The 14,659-nt window shown below is 61.0% G+C and carries 15 protein-coding genes; 2 read left to right on the forward strand and 13 right to left on the reverse strand.

What is annotated here, in order from left to right; genetic code table 11:
* Positions 1-2: 2 nt before the first annotated feature.
* From GA566_RS06815 to GA566_RS06835, 5 genes are read right to left on the reverse strand one after another with little or no spacing between them, the layout of a single operon-like run.
* Positions 3-2,573 carry a phage tail tape measure protein gene (locus GA566_RS06815; protein WP_160472177.1) on the reverse strand — a complete coding sequence of 857 codons (2,571 nt, stop codon included), beginning with the start codon at positions 2,571-2,573 and terminating at the stop codon, positions 3-5.
* Entirely contained in the window at positions 2,570-2,644 is a 75-nt protein-coding gene (locus GA566_RS33655) for a GpE family phage tail protein (RefSeq protein WP_370459301.1), read from the reverse strand. The genes GA566_RS06815 and GA566_RS33655 overlap by 4 nt, the downstream gene beginning before the upstream one ends.
* Before the next feature lie 23 nt (positions 2,645-2,667).
* A complete protein-coding gene (locus GA566_RS06825) occupies positions 2,668-3,003 on the reverse strand; it encodes a phage tail assembly protein (RefSeq protein WP_160472181.1) in 336 nt (111 codons plus the stop codon).
* Positions 3,004-3,039: 36 nt separating this feature from the next.
* Positions 3,040-3,549 (reverse strand): phage major tail tube protein, encoded by a 510-nt coding sequence (locus tag GA566_RS06830; protein WP_160472183.1) that lies wholly within the window; start codon positions 3,547-3,549, stop codon positions 3,040-3,042.
* Positions 3,550-3,581: 32 nt separating this feature from the next.
* Positions 3,582-4,751, reverse strand: a complete 1,170-nt coding sequence (locus GA566_RS06835) for a phage tail sheath protein (RefSeq protein ID WP_160472184.1) — start codon at positions 4,749-4,751, stop codon at positions 3,582-3,584.
* Between the two features lie 161 nt (positions 4,752-4,912).
* On the opposite strand from GA566_RS06835, the gene GA566_RS06840 reads away from it, so the two are divergent.
* A complete protein-coding gene (locus GA566_RS06840) occupies positions 4,913-5,269 on the forward strand; it encodes a hypothetical protein (RefSeq protein ID WP_160472186.1) in 357 nt (118 codons plus the stop codon).
* Here the strand turns inward: GA566_RS06840 and GA566_RS06845 are convergent.
* The 6 genes from GA566_RS06845 to GA566_RS06870 are packed head-to-tail and all read right to left on the reverse strand — an operon-like array spanning position 5,226 to position 9,653.
* Positions 5,226-5,891: a tail fiber assembly protein gene (locus GA566_RS06845; RefSeq protein ID WP_160472188.1), complete on the reverse strand. Its 666-nt coding sequence runs from the start codon at positions 5,889-5,891 to the stop codon at positions 5,226-5,228. The two genes, GA566_RS06840 and GA566_RS06845, sit on opposite strands and share 44 nt — an antisense overlap.
* Positions 5,892-5,901: 10 nt before the next feature.
* The gene (locus GA566_RS06850; protein ID WP_160472190.1) at positions 5,902-7,236 is read right to left on the reverse strand and encodes a phage tail protein; all 1,335 of its coding nucleotides are present in this window, start codon (positions 7,234-7,236) and stop codon (positions 5,902-5,904) included.
* Positions 7,237-7,239: 3 nt separating this feature from the next.
* Positions 7,240-7,782: a phage tail protein I gene (locus GA566_RS06855; RefSeq protein WP_160472191.1), complete on the reverse strand. Its 543-nt coding sequence runs from the start codon at positions 7,780-7,782 to the stop codon at positions 7,240-7,242.
* On the reverse strand, positions 7,775-8,680 hold the full coding sequence (locus tag GA566_RS06860) for a baseplate J/gp47 family protein (protein ID WP_160472193.1): 906 nt from the start codon (positions 8,678-8,680) through the stop codon (positions 7,775-7,777). The genes GA566_RS06855 and GA566_RS06860 overlap by 8 nt, the downstream gene beginning before the upstream one ends.
* Complete coding sequence (locus GA566_RS06865; protein WP_160472195.1) at positions 8,677-9,039, reverse strand: GPW/gp25 family protein; 363 nt, start codon at positions 9,037-9,039, stop codon at positions 8,677-8,679. The genes GA566_RS06860 and GA566_RS06865 overlap by 4 nt, the downstream gene beginning before the upstream one ends.
* On the reverse strand, positions 9,036-9,653 hold the full coding sequence (locus GA566_RS06870; protein ID WP_160472197.1) for a phage baseplate assembly protein V: 618 nt from the start codon (positions 9,651-9,653) through the stop codon (positions 9,036-9,038). The genes GA566_RS06865 and GA566_RS06870 overlap by 4 nt, the downstream gene beginning before the upstream one ends.
* Positions 9,654-9,942: 289 nt before the next feature.
* Between GA566_RS06870 and GA566_RS06875 the strand changes: the two genes are divergently transcribed.
* Positions 9,943-11,190, forward strand: coding sequence for a hypothetical protein (locus GA566_RS06875; protein ID WP_160472199.1), 1,248 nt, complete (start codon positions 9,943-9,945; stop codon positions 11,188-11,190).
* Between the two features lie 181 nt (positions 11,191-11,371).
* Here the strand turns inward: GA566_RS06875 and GA566_RS06880 are convergent, their stop codons facing one another.
* Both GA566_RS06880 and GA566_RS06885 read right to left on the reverse strand, forming a co-directional pair.
* The gene (locus GA566_RS06880) at positions 11,372-13,570 is read right to left on the reverse strand and encodes a S8 family peptidase (RefSeq protein WP_160472200.1); all 2,199 of its coding nucleotides are present in this window, start codon (positions 13,568-13,570) and stop codon (positions 11,372-11,374) included.
* 3 nt (positions 13,571-13,573) lie between these two features.
* Positions 13,574-14,650 carry an AAA family ATPase gene (locus tag GA566_RS06885; protein ID WP_160472202.1) on the reverse strand — a complete coding sequence of 359 codons (1,077 nt, stop codon included), beginning with the start codon at positions 14,648-14,650 and terminating at the stop codon, positions 13,574-13,576.
* Positions 14,651-14,659 lie beyond the last annotated feature (9 nt).

Consider the following 14,659-nt stretch of genomic DNA (forward strand, 5'->3'; position numbering starts at 1 on the left):
GTTCAGTCCTGGTCGGTGAGACGGGATCGCACGCGGGCTTGCTGCCGGGCTTCAACGCGTTGGATCTCGGTGGCCACCATCCGGGCGATGGTCTGTTCATTCGTGCCGGCGGGCGGATAGACGTTGATGACGATCGGGGCAGGTGCCATGCCGACGCCCTTGCCGGCCGACGACGCAGCGAGGGGAGGTCGCTTGTCGAACGTCACGCCGGCGATGGCTGGCGCTGCAGCCGCGAACGAAATCCCGGCGCCGAGTCCGGTCATGACCTTGGCGACCCTCGCCATGGTGCCGAGCGGGCCGCCCTGGCCGTTCTCCAGCCCCTGATCCAGCCCTTCCATGGTGAAGCCACCCAGGCGGGCAAACACGCGGCTGGGCGAGCGGATGCCGAGCTTCTCCTTGAACCAGCCGACCACGCCGTCGCCAATACTGCCGATGGTCTCGCGCACCTTGGGGAGCAGACTCGTAACGCCCTTGATCAGCCCTTTCAACAGGTTGGCGCCGAAGTCGGTGAATTTCTCCGGCATGTCCACGCCGAACCAACTCAGCACCCGCGTGAAGATGCTGTAAAACAGGCCATAGGGCGACCAGTTCAAGATGAAGGCGGTTACGCTGCCGATGCCGCCAGAGAACACGCCGCAGATCTTTCCCCACAGGCCGACGAAAAACGCCTTGATGGGTTCCCAGTATTTGTAGATCAGCAATGCTGCAACGGCGATGGCCGAGATCGCCAAGCCGATCGGGTTCATCAGCAGCGCTCGCGAGAGGATGACCACACCGCGCAGGACCAGCTTCAGTGCTTTGCCCATCCCGCGTAGTACCCCGGTGGCGAGACTGCCTTTGACGCCGAGCACTCCAAAGGCCACCTTGATCGCCGCCATCGGAACGAGTACGGCTGCCAACGTCAGCGAAATCGTTCCCAGCGCTGCGAACAGAACTCCCAGCCCGATGGCCACCTTCGCCAATGTGCCGGCCAGCTCCGGGTTCTCCTTCGTCCACTGGCTGACGGTACGAATGGCGTCCGTAATCGTCTGCGTGACGCTACGCAGCGGCTTGTCCACGGTATCGGACACTGAGATGCCCAGATCCTGCCACGCAGACTCCAACGTCTGCAGGTCTCCCTTCAGGTTATCTGCCATGGTGGCCGCAACTCTATTTGCGGTGCCGGCGGATTCCGTCAGGATCTGCGTGTACTTGTCGATTCCCTTCGTTCCCTGTCGCTCGATGAGTTCGGCCATGCCAGCGGCGGGTTCCTCGCCAAATATGCGCTTGAGATAGCCGAGCCGGTCGCCAGAACCCATTTTCTCGGTCTGGGCCGCGACGTCGCTGAGGATCGACGGGATGTCCCGAACGTTGCCCTTCAGATCGAGCGACGAGACGCCAAGTTCCCCTAGTGCCTTGCTGGCTTTCGATGTTGGCGATGCCAGGCGGAGGATCATTGCGCGCAAGGTTGTGCCGGCCTGGCTACCCTGTATCCCGGCATTTCCGAGCAGGCCCGCAGTCGCCGCTGCCTGCTCAAATGACATTCCGGCTGCCTTGGCTACTGGACCCGCGTATTTCATCGTGTCGCCGAGCATTTGCAGCGTCGTGTTCGACGACGTGAAGGCCATGGTCAATACGTCGGACACGCGGCCCATCTGGTCCGCCTCCAATCCAAAGCCGCTCATGACATTCGACGAGATGTCCGCCGCGACGCCGAGGTCCGTGGTTCCCGCTTTGGCCATCGCGAGAGTGCCTGGCATGGCCTTGATGATCTCGTCCGGAGTGAAGCCGGCCATCGCCAGAAAGCCTTGACCCTCAGCGGCCTGCGTGGCGGTGAAGCTCGTCGTGGCGCCGAGGTGTCGGGACTGCGCACGCAACGCCTGGAATGCCTCCGAGTTCTTGTCGAGCCGACTGAGGGCCTGGACCCTGGACATCTCGGCGTTGTATTCGCCGCCCGGCGCGAGCAGCCTTCTGGCGCCAAGCAAGGTTCCGGCGCCCAACGCGGCGCTGGTCGCGCCACCCGCAGCAAGGGTTCCAGCAGCACCCCGCATCCTGTCGGCCGAAGCCGTGGCGGCGGCAACACGCCGCTGCCGTTCCCCCACCGCCTTCAACTGCGCTTCCTGCCGCGCAAGCGCCGCCGTCGTGGTCTGGATCTGGGTGGTCAGGTTGCCCTGGCCGCGCCGCAGCGTAGCCGTGCTGATGCCTGCTGCGGTCAGCCGGTCCTTGACGCCTGTGAGGCTGGTCTGCAGGCCGGTGCTGTGCTTGCGCAGTCTGTCGGCCTCGATGTTGGCTTTCTGGAACGCACGGGTCATGGCAGCAGTGGGGCGTGCCGCTGCGTCGATCTGCTGTCCGAGAGCTTTGACGTGGGCGTCGGCCTTGCGCAGTTGCGCGTCGGTGATCGTCACTTCCTTCGACAGCTTGCGGAAGCTGTCGATGCTTCCCTGCGTACGCTCCAGCGCCTTCAACTCGTCACGGGTTGCCTTGACGGTCTTCGCCAGCTTGCTGCTGCTGTCGATGACCGCCTTGAACGGCCTCGTTACCCGGTCCACGGCCTGCAGCAGAACCTCCAGCCTGAGATTGCGCGAGGTACTCATTCGTCGGCTCCGCTACGGTCGTAGGCGCGCTGTCGCCACGCCATCAGTTCTGCGACCCCCATCGCGTACATGACCTCAGGGGGCCAGTGGAAGATCACTGCAACGTCGGCGATGGCGTCTTCGACTCGCTCTGGAAGCTGTCGTCCTTCGCCGACTTCGGCAGCAAAAAATTGCTGACCGCCGTGCCGCACTGCATGAGGTCTGCGGGATCGAGCTGGCCGACGTCGTGCTGTGTCAGCGTGGGGGTGGTGATGCGCGGCAGGACCACATGCAGTGCGTTGACTTCCATGCGCAGAAGATCGATCAGGCTGCAGCCGCGCAACTCGCCTGCGCCAGGCTTGCGCACGGTGATCTTTTTTATGATTTCCTTGCCGCGCGTGAGTGGCTGTTCCAGAGTGATATCGGTGTCGGTGGTCGTGGGCTGAGTCATGGATGGCTCCAGAGTGAGAAAAGGGAAGGGTGGCGTTTACACGCCCATCGCGCGGCGCTGCTCGGCCAGGCGGTCTACGCCGAAGACGACTTCGATGAAGTTGTTGTGGTCGATCTCGCACCAGACTTCGTTGTTGACGGACAGCTTGTAGTAGCTGATGGCGGACTTCACCTTGAACTGGCTGTTGTCGCCGGCCTTGGCGTTGCCGAGATCCAGCTCGGTATGACGGCCGCGCATGACGACTTCGAGGGAATCGACAGCTTCGGAATCGTCGCGCTGAATGGCGCCGGCGAATCGCAGCATGGCGCCGTCCACGGAAGAGATGCCCCACGACTTGAATATCTCGCGCATGATGCCGCCGTACGTGGCTTCCGATTCCATCTTCTCGGCGCCCAGGTCGATCTCGACGGGGCCGTTCATGCCGCCGGCGCGATATTCCTCCAGCTTGCGGGTCAGCTTGGGAAGAGTAAATTCCTCCACCTCGCCGATGAAGCTGACGCCGTCGGCGAAGACGTTGAAGTTCTTGAGCTTTTTTGGCATTGCCATGGGTTGCTCCTTTCAGGGGTGCGCGGTGCCGCTTACGCGGCGACGGCCTGCGCGAACTGCATGAGATAACGGTCAGTGATGCGCTGGCGCAAGGTGAGGTCCTCCAGCGGCGGGACGGGGGTGTAGTCGTAGTCGACAGCAAGCCGACCGTCTTTCAACTGGTCCTTGTCGTTGAAATCGGCATCGAGCCAGGCAGAGCCACCGAGCAGGTAGCCGTTGCGTGTGTAGGTGCGCAGCTTGGCGTTGATGCCTTCGAGCATGTCGCGCACCAGCGTGGGCGTCATCGGCAGATCTGCTGCCCAGGCATGGGCCTCGGCCATCGTGTCGGCCAGCACTTGTGCGGTGCGCGTGTAGCTCTCGAAGGCGAAGAGTTTGTCTCCACAGGTGCGAGAGCCCCAAAACCGGAATCCATTGAAGTTCACGAGCGTGGTGATCTCATTGGAGTTCAGATACCCCGCGTCAGTGGCGGGATTCTGCAGATCCCAGAAGACGTCCTTCGACAGGCCCGTAACACCATTGACGCCAACGTTCGACAAGGTCTTGTGCCAGCCGATCTCCTGGTCGATTTTGGCTCGCAGACCCAAGGCGCGTGCGGTGGCGAACTGGATGGCCTGTGCCTTGCTATCGAGATCCCAGCCGAGGAAATCCGGCCAGATCAGCATCACTTCACGCTGCGTGAAGTTGAGGCGGTATGCGACGGCCTCTTCCTTGGTCGCACAACCAAACGCCGAGAGATAGGCGAACGCCCTGAGCTTCGCGGCGATGCTGGCCAACTCGACGGCAACAGGCAAACTGTCCAGCCCTGGCACACCCAGGATGCGGGGCGTGACACCCAGGCGATTCCTGGCGGAAAGGAGCGCTTTCATGCCGGTGAAGCAACCATGGGCGTCCGTGGTGCCGATCAGGTTACTGACGGTCTCTTCGTCGGTCGCGCCTGTTGCTACCCGCACCACTACCGTAAAGGGATTCGCCTGGTCAGCGATGGCGTCGAGCGTGCGCGCCAGTGTTCCCTGCTTGCCGGCTTTGCCGATGTAGGCCATCGGGTTGGTCAGCAGGATCGGCGTGTCGAGCGGGAAGAGATATGAGTCGGCATCGTCGCCCGTGCAGACGACGCCAATCACGGCAGTGGAGATGGTGCGGATTGGCCGAGTACCTCCGTTGATCTCGACCACGCGCACGCCGTGGTGGTAGTTTGATGGCATTGAGTCCTCCTGGATGGATCAGGCGAGAGCAGATCGTTCCAGTAGGATGCGGCGCGCGCGCGGAGGTGTCGCGCGGTGGGTGTTGTCCCGGTGCTTCTGACAACAGTTCACTGGCATCTTCCGTAGAATGCAAGTCCACGATGGGATGGCAAGGGGACGAGATGGCCTACTACACGCTTCAAGACTACGATGCAGCGAAAAGCAATTTGGAGCAGCTTCGGCAACGATCGGACAACTATGACGGCAACAATCCGAACAAATTCCGAGCGCCGATTGCAGACGCGACTGAGCGCCTCTACATCATCGAGCGCGAGATGAAGTTATCCGGGCAGCTACCTGCAACTGAGGTGGAGAAGCTGGGCTTCGAGCTAGACAAACTTTTTCCCGATGCGCGTCACGGCCAAGTTGTGGAACTCAATGAGAAGAAGTACAAGCGACGTGCCACACCTGGCGCATATTCGTTAGCAGGCAATCCTAAGTTCTGGATCCTTTCCTGGGATCATTTGGACTCCGATTGAGTGCCACCGACGCAGCTTCAATCGATTCCGAGCTGTTAATTTTCAACGCAAGGGCGGTTTCATCAGGCACTTCAGGCCACGCGGGGCTATCCGGGAAAGAGCCGTCCTCCAGCACCGCTACCAACGCCACCTGATACGCCGCCCACGCCCGGAACACGGCCATCTCTACCGCGTCGAGTATCCCGGCTGCTACGGCATCGGCCTTGCCGGCAGTGCGCGATTTCGCGAGCGCCATGCGTTTCTCGAAGTCGGCCAACGCTGCGTCGTGCTTCTGCTTGCGCGCAGCCTCCTGGTCGATCACCCATGCGCCCCTCTCGAAACGATGGATGTCCGAAGGGCGCGGCTTGCTGGTAAGGCCGGCCTGGTCCGGCGTGACACCCGGCGTCAGGATCTCGGCGGCGGAGCCATCGGCTTGCCGGTAGAGCAGCATGCCTCGGAAGTCCGGCCGCAATTCCCACGCGCCGCCGACGAAGTAGGGCCAGGTGTGGCGTTCGCGCTCAGGAAGTGAAAGGTGCGTGCTGAAGGCCGGCTGCAGCCAGCGGCTTTCGTTGAGTGGATCGGGTTCGGCAAAGGTGCTGGTGGTGTACTGGCCGGTCTGCGGGTCGAAGTTGTGGATCTGCATGCGTGGCTCCCTAGTAGGCGCGAATCATCGCCAGCAAGGCGATGTTCCGGGGGCGTGCTTCGCCGCCCCCATCGGTATCGATCGTGATTGGGTGGATGTGGTCTTCGGCTTCGTTCATGCCGACGATATGGACGTGACTGCCATCCTGCGGAATGGTGTGGCCATGCCGTCCATCGGCGCTCGTGCGAATGTCATTGCTGCGGCCTTCGCCGATGTCATCCTGAGGCCCGCCACCCCCATACACCATGGCGTTGCGAGATATGCCCGAAGCGTGGGTGTGCTCGCCATCATCCGAAGTTCGGCCCCCATGGTTGTGCCGTCCCTGCGGCTCGGACCATGCGCGATGGCCGTGCCGCCCGGCAGGGCCGGACCTGGCCGGGTGGGCGTGGGCGAGGTTCTGGCTTGCCTGGTAGCTGCCGATGCGCCGGGCTGCGTCGATGCCGCGTCCGTCATCCCAACAGCGTAGAAACTCGCCGCGCAGGTCCGGGATCCGAAACGTCTCTTCGCCATCGCCGCTGGAAAAGCAACCTTGGCTACCGGCTTGCCAGTGGGCTTCGGTCACCAGTGCGCCCGACGATACGGCATAGCCCCACAGTTGCGGGTAATCACTGCGTCGCAGGACCACACCATTCGCTTTCATGAAACCGGCCCGTGCGGATGTGCGAGGCTCCAACACAATCTGCCCGACGGATGCTTGGTGGACAGTCGACTGAACAAATGCCGTCGTCGCGATCTGGTCAGAGACAGTGCCAGCGGGTGCAGTGGGGGCAGTCGGCATGCCGGAGAGTCCAGGCGAGGCGAGGGGCGCGAAAGCCCTGAGGCGAGCGGTGAGACCAGCTGGTGTCACCGCTCGCCGGTTGTCCCTCCCCAGCTCGGTCTCGCCCCACGTAGCCAGTTCCACGATGCCAGGCACGGTTTGACTGGCGGGCGGATTGGCGAAGGAAGCATCGCCGAACGTGAGGCTTGCAGTGTCGACATCCACGAACTCGGCATCGGTGGACAGCAGCAGGATAGCGGCGGCGGATTTTTCCAGAATGGGCGTCTTCGCGCTGTGGGTGCCGAGCAGCACGCCGTTGCCCAGGTAGATCCCGAAGCCGTGGAGCGGATATTGATCGGCGCTGTCGTCGCGGATCGTCAGATGGATAATGCCGCCGCCCACATTGACGCCGGCGATGGTCTCGACGCGCTTGATCTCGTTTGGTACGGCGCTAAGCGTGGCTGTTGGCTTGAAAGCCGCCGTGGACAGCCCTACGGCTGCAATGCGATGCGCGGCGGTTCCGGTGTTGTCCGCGTTGACCAGGGCGGCGCGGCCAGCGGTAGTGAGCTTGAGCAGGATTCCGGACATGGGTCAGGCAGCAGAGAGGGTGAGCCGTCGATACACGGCGGGGCGCGCGGCCATGGCGACAGCAATCGGGCAGGCGGCGCGAACGGCCTGCGTGAAGGTGTAGTGCGCCCTGACAGGCTTGGTGCGGTCGATCTCGGCCATGATGTCGCCGACCAGATCAGCCGTGGCCGGCACGCCGTGGCCGTCGCCGGCGGACAGAATGACCTCGAAGGTGCCGGGCCGGCCGCGTGGCGTGGTTTCCCACCATTCGCGCAGGACGATGCCTCGACCAAATGCGCCGATGACCTCGCGGACAGCGGCGGCGGTGCCGTTCATGCGGGCGACGGGAATCGCGGACGCGACCAGCGCGCGGCGCATCGACTCCGGCCAGTAGCTCTTCCATGCGTCGATGCCGAGATGCCAGGCAAGCCAGGGCAGCAGTTCGAGCGGGATGTTGTCAGGCCGCATGAGATCGCGCAGCGGCGACGGGATCTCGGAAAGCCGTGCGCCAGTCTCGGCAAGCCTGCGCTCGACGGGCGAAGCGTTGGGCGGGAGCAGGTCAGCCATGGGTGCCGCCGTGCTGGATATCGACGGCGCGACAGTAGGGCGCCTGTGTGTGCGTCGCCTTCACATCGGCGAGGGGCTCCAGCAACTCGACACGTTGCGCACCGTCGGCGTGCAACGCGGCGTAGAGGCCGGAAAGTGTGACCTCGCGGGCGATGCGATGGGTCTCGGCGAGATACGCATCCAGCCGGGCCTGTGCGGTCGTCAGCACCACGCTGGAATCGGGGCCGGGGAAGGTGTAAATCCGGGCGCGCACGTTGTACCCGACGATCTCCGCCGAACGCACGGTCGCGAGGTCGGTCAGCGGGCGGACGTGCGCGGCGGTCAGCCGTTCGGCAACAGCCTGACAGAGTGCTTCGTCAGCATGGCCGTCGCCCTCGCGCGAGAGGATGGTGACGAGCACCTCGCAGGGGGCCGGGCTGGTCGCCAGGGCATCGAGGATGCGGCCGTCGGCGCCAAGGGCGTGCGAGCGGTAGGCGCCGGCTGGGCCTGCGACAGAGAACCCTTGCGGGGCGAGCTGGATCCGCATGCGCAAATCGGCATCGCGCTCCATGACGGCGGGGGTGTTGCGATCCGAATCGGCAGGGGCAATGGTGAGCCGCTCGATGCCAAAGAGCATGCCGAGGTGGTCGAGATCCTTGTCCTGGGCATAGGCCAGCATGACCGCGCGGCCAGCGTCGTTGATGCGCTGGCGCAGAACCATCTCACGATACGCGGATTCCTCCAACAGCTTCACCACCGGCTCGGATTCGAGCGCCAGCGTGCGCGCGACGGCTTCGCGTTGCTCGGCGGGGTACAGGCTCAGGTAATACGCCTTGCGCTCGGCCAGTATCACTTCGTAGTCGATAACCTCGACCACGTTGGGCGGCGGCAGGCGCGACAGATCGATCGGTGTGGTCATGCCCGGCCTCGCTGCAGTGGGATGGTCAGGGGAGGGAGTGTTGCGCGGCGTGCGCCGTCCACGCGCTCGGCATCGATGCTGACGGACCAGGCGCCTTCTGCATCCGATTGGAACGACACGGCATTGATGCTGACGCGCGGCTCCCATCGGACGATGGCGGCAACAGACGCCGACATCACGCGCAGCCGCGTAACGCCATTCATCGGCTGGTCGATCAGCTCCGGCACATCCGAGCCATATGCACGCCGCATGACGCGTGTGCCGATGGGCGTGGTCAGGATGTCGCGGATGGACTGCCAGATGTGGGCCAGATCCGTGCTGGCGCGTCCGGTGGTGCTGTCGAGTCCGAGATAGGTCATCGCGGGCCACTCGTCCTGTCACCGCCACGCCGCACATTGCCGTGGTCATGCTCATCGACCACCACCCCATTCGACGACAGCTTGCCGCCCTGGTGGATGAAATCACCCGAGATGGTGTTGCCGTGGCCGCCGCCCTGACCAGCGATGCCGTTCTGGTAGGAGAGCAAGCCCTTGACGATCACGTTGCCGTCGAACGTGGTTTCAGGGCATCGCACCAGAACGCTCGTCGCAGCCTCGATGATGAGCTGCTGAATCCCGCTGACCGACAGCGTGCCGCTGGCGTGGTTGTACGTGACCGTCGCCCCATCCGGATACTGCGTCACGGTCTCGTCCGGACTGTGGCTCGGTGTATCGAAGTCGTTAGACGGGATGCCGCACAGGATGACGGCATTGCGCAGATCGCCGCCGAGGCAGAGCAGCAGAACCTGCTCGCCGATTGTCGGTGGAGACCAGGTACGAGTGCGGCCGGCTCGGGCTTCTATCCAGGGCAGCCAGTCGGTGGCGATGCCGCCGGTCGTTACGCGGACGCGCGGGGGCTTGGCATGCCGCACTTCGGCGACGGTGCCGAAGCGCAGCAGGTTTTCAATGAGACGGAGGAGTTCGGCGGAAGGCATGACCACCAGCGTGCCTCAGGCGCGCGGGGCGGTCATTGGGTGGGTGTTGTCGCGAGTTGGTAGACAACACGTCAGGCTGCGTGAGTCACGTTCCTCATTCGGGCAACCCGGCCAAGGTGGGGTTATCACTCGTAAGGCTGTGGCCGTAAATAGTCCGTGAAATCTAAGCTGGGTCAGCCAATGCATGGAGAAATACTTGGTACGCAAAACTTCAAAAGTATGCATTTTGTAAACATCCACAGCTGATGAACTTCCTCACCGAAGAAAATTCAACCAACAGGTAAGTGACATGGCGCTATACGAAATTTCCGGCGAAAAGCTGACGCCTATCGGCCAAAGAACTTTCGCTGAACTCGGATTGCTAGAACGAGCAAATATTCAGCGTGCGGTCCGGACCCATATTGCAGCGATCACTCCGGGTGTTCGGACAATGGTTCTTGCGGAAGAATTCGGAGACTGGGTGGGCGCGAATAGACGCATTGACCTTCTCTGCCTGGATGAGAACGCTCGGCTCGTGGTGGTGGAGTTGAAGCGAGACGATGGCGCGCACATGGAGCTGCAGGCGTTGCGGTACGCGGCGATGATTTCCACGATGAGATTCGATCAAGCCGTGGAAGCCCATCGGAAGTATCTGCTATCAATCGGCGCAAAAGAGGATGCTGAGCAGGCCATTAGAGAGTTCCTCGATAGAGAGGAGGGCGCTGTCGCGCTCTCTGACACAGTCAGGATAGTTCTGGCTTCGTCGGAATTTTCGCAAGAACTCACCACTGCGGTCTTGTGGCTCAACAAGCAGAGGTTAGACATTCGATGCGTACAAATGCGACCGCACGCTGTTGACGGACGTGTTTTGCTCGACATACATCAAGTCATTCCGTTGCCAGAGGCCGAACAGTATCAGGTAGCCGTTCGTGAAAAATCGATGGAGCAAGATGCAGCTCGCACCCAAGATCGGGATTTGACTAGATACGATCTGTCTATCGGGGACCTATCGCTAAGCAATCTTCCAAAGCGCCGCTTAGTCTATGAAGTAGTGGCTGAAGCTATACGACGTGGGTTGTCCGCCGAGAGTATTGAGGCTGCAATTCCATGGAAAGGAAGCCTGTTCGTGTCCGCGGACGGTAACCTCAACGAATCCGGCTTCCTTGCAGCTCTGGGTCAAAAGAAGCTGCGCTGCTACACAGGCGACGAAGACTTGTTCCACGTCGCGGGCAAGACACTCGCCTTCACGACTCAATGGGGTACACGCACCTTGAGAGCGGTAGAGAACGTGCTGAAGGTAATGCCGACTGGCGACGAAATCAGCTACGCGCCGACGACTGCCGTGGCCGACGAGGCCACGTATGGCAAATATGTCGTCCGCCAGCGCGAGAGTGGTGCTATCGAGGTGGAGGAAGACGGTGTTGCGGTTCTGCCCGTTAAGCCGGTGTTGCGCCAGTTGGCGGCTGAGCTTCAGATCGGTCTTGAGAACTCCAATGGTAATGAATTCAATACCAGGCAGTTGGGTGTGCAGATCATGACGGCCATTCGCAACATTTGATCATGGTGGGTGGCAGTCTTCGTCCGGTGAGATGAGGTGGGGCAACGATACTCGACTAAGACCAAGCTATCGGCGTAAAAAAGCAGTTGCCGGAGCGCGCTGGCGACTCCGGCAACTGCTTTTGATACCTCGATAAGATGCCGCATGGGCAGTTCCGAGCCGAGCTTTCTACCTTCGCCGGTCAAGTGTCAATGACCACATCGGAACGTAGTTCAACCGGTTGCAGTACCGGATACTTCTGTCTAATCAGATCGTACAAGTTGGTCACGCCCGGAGCGTGCACCGTCACTACAAGTGCAAACGATACATCTGGTGCGGATGCTGGCGGAACCGATCGGCTGACTTCCCGTGCGTGATACTCCACGTCGAAAACCGGTGAGGATAGCGACGTGCCATCAGTGAAGTCCCTGCTGCGATGAAGCACGGTCTCCCATTTATGTCCTGCATCTCGCATCTCACGTTCTGCAGCCTTGTACTGCGACTTGATGCCAAAGAATTCGGTAGAAGTTTCATCGCCGAGACCCAGTAAGGGCCTGAAGGTAACTCCCATTCCGGAGCGCGTGTAGTTAATCGCATGCTCCGGGTCGGTATGTGCGCAAATACAGAATGTCGCTCGGACCGTCACCTTCCCGGAGATCAAGACGTCGGGAAACGGAACGGGGCAACGTCGGAATTCACCTTTTGCCAGTGCCGCCCGGAATATGACTGTTGCGGAGTCGGGTCCGCACTCCAATAGCGTCAGGGCGTCCTCGCGAAATCGACCCCATCCCACTTCGGCGCGAGGGAGTCGGGCTGAGTGCTCGGAATGGTGGATCAGAAGTGCTTTGAGAGCTATGGACGACAGGTCGTAGTTCGTTGTTGCTGCGACTCCAGCAGCCGTGCGAAGGGTTAGCGGCGAGGAATAGCTTGTTCCGGAAACGCCGACAACGCTTCCGAGAAGGGGATTAAAGACCTCGAACAGTTCCCCCGCGCTGCCTCCGAACGCTACGCCATCTGGCTTGACATACCCCGGACTACGTCCTGGTCCAATGCAACTGTATGGAGCTCGTTTCCATTTGGGGCCTGCGGAGTTGGACGCTCCGACTGCTATGGCATTCACCATATCCCCCGGCGGCTGGATACGATCCGCGCCTTTTGCTTCGCCGTCGTTGCCGACTGCAACAGTCAGCAGTATGTCGTAATTGGCACACAGCTGATCCAGAGTCGCAGTCCAAACGTGAACTTCGTCGTCATAGACGGGCATGCGGGGGCCGAGGCTGAGATTCGCAAACCTATGCCGCCCGGCTTCGAGAACGCCTTTGATACGGAGCAGCACATCGAACAGGTCGGGGTCTTTGCCTGATGTCGGTGCCAGCACGCGATAGTGATCGACGCCCATGAATGGTCGATTAATCTGTGCACCTGCCTTAGGTCGACCGAAAAGGAACGTTGATGTAACTTCGCTGCCATGCATCAGTAGCGCGCCGGAGGTGTCCGAGGTCTCTGGGAACGTATACTCCGTCGCCCAAGCCGACAGGTCAGCAGTCCCCAGCCCACCATCAAAGATGGCCACCCGCTCGCTTGTGTGAATCGGCCCGCCAGTCGGTAGCGCGAAGGGAATGCCATTCATAGTCTGACGCACCATGTTTGGCACAGCAATCCGCAGGGCTGGCATTGGGCGTGCGACGCGCAGAAAGGTAAACTCCGAAAGTGCGAGCAGCTGCGATGAAGTTGCATTTACGGGAACGAAGGTGAGGCCGCCGACCCTGATCCTTCGTTTCAGGTCGACATCAGCCCCCAATTGCATCGCAAATCGCTGAAAGCCAATGACGATGTCGTCTTCGTTAGGGCCAGCATGCAACGCGACTTCGAAAGAGTGACTTGCGTCGTCCACTGGGAGCTCGCCACGCACTTTGTCTTCTGAGTTCAGCCATTTTACTGACTCAATTTCGGTAAGCTGCTGGCCGATATAGTCGGGCACGCTGACGGAACTGAGAAATGACGCCAGTCTGTTGATGCCATCCTCCTTCCCGGCCACAAGAATCGACGCCGTCGCATGAGGCTTGCCTTCGAGGCGATCCTCCGAAGCTTTCCTTGGAACAATGGTCCTTTCTTTGCTGCCAACGTCACGGAGACCAGTGGCGTTCAGCAGCTTGGCGGGATAGTAGCTGCGCGCAAGGAATGAGGGATGTAGCGTCATTTCAAATACCGCTTCCCCCCGTGGTTTCGCGCCGACCGAGACGTTACGCAATGCGGTGGCAATGTCATTCACCGGCTCCAGCAGTTCTGCGCGCACCTCGTCAAGAGTGTATGGCCTCTTCTTCGGGCCGCCGCCACGTACAATCTTTGCGCTGCCCGCAAGTTTTTCGCCGCCTCCCAGCAGCAGATTTTTGTTCGGCATGGCTTAATTCCTCGTTCCCTTTTTGAGAGTTCTGCCCACGGTGGGGTGTGAAATACCAAGTTGTTGTGCAATGTCTCTGTGAGATACACCTTCAGCTGCGAGTTTTCTGATCTTGACGTCGCGAAGGAATGTCGAACCCTGAGAGTCGGCCGCAGCGTTCAATCCTTCTTCGGCGAGAACTTCTTCAAAAGGGCGGTCCGAAAGGACTGCCACCTTCCTAGCTCCTTGCACAAAGCGTCGAAGGTCTGCGTACGATGAACCGATGTACGATGACGCCAGCTCCTTTGCTGCAGCAGCGGAAACGTCCTCGGCGAGCAGGAACTGAGTAATGGCTTGTTCAGACGGAACATCGAATTCGAGTTGAAGATCGAATCGTCGCCAAACAGCTGGGTCGAGTAGTTCTGGATGGTTGGTCGCCGCTACCAACAATGAAGTGGACGGCCATTCATCGATAGCTTGCAGCAGCACCGTGACCAAGCGCTTCAATTCCCCAACGTCGCGGTCATCGTCCCGGCGTTTTGCTATCGAATCGAATTCGTCGAGCAGAAGGACGCACGGAAATTCGCGTCCGTAATCGATCACGGCTCGGACGTTCGTTCCGGTCTTGCCGAGCAGGCTGCTCATGACAGTAGCCAGGTCGAGCGTTAAGAGGGGGAGGCCGAGTTCGCGCGCGAGCCATTGGCAAGCCATTGTCTTTCCAACGCCGGGCGGTCCCTTAAACAGCAAAGCCTTAATGGGTTCGAGATTCGATAGTCGCAGCTTCGTCGCAAGCTTGCGCTCCTCAATGACACGGGCGAGTTTGGATGCTATCTCTGGTGGCCAAATCGGTTCGTACTGGAGCACGACGGATGCGTCTTCTCTGAGCAAGCCCCGGCGGCTGTCGGCGTCCACTGGTTGTGTCACCGATCGCGTAGTAGCCGGCATTGACAACAAAGTTTCGGCAAGGACCTGGGCGGCTGAGGGGTCACTCTTCTTCAGGCGGCTGACCAATCTCCGGGCGAGGAGGACGAAGCTGGAGGCGTTTCCTTGGATGCCCTGCTGGAACAGCAGAGAAAGTTCTTTTTCGTCGATTTGAACCATGTAATTCCG

Origin of the sequence: Cupriavidus sp. SW-Y-13, assembly GCF_009793345.1 — a bacterium.
In the GTDB taxonomy this organism is placed as follows: Bacteria; Pseudomonadota; Gammaproteobacteria; order Burkholderiales; family Burkholderiaceae; genus Cupriavidus.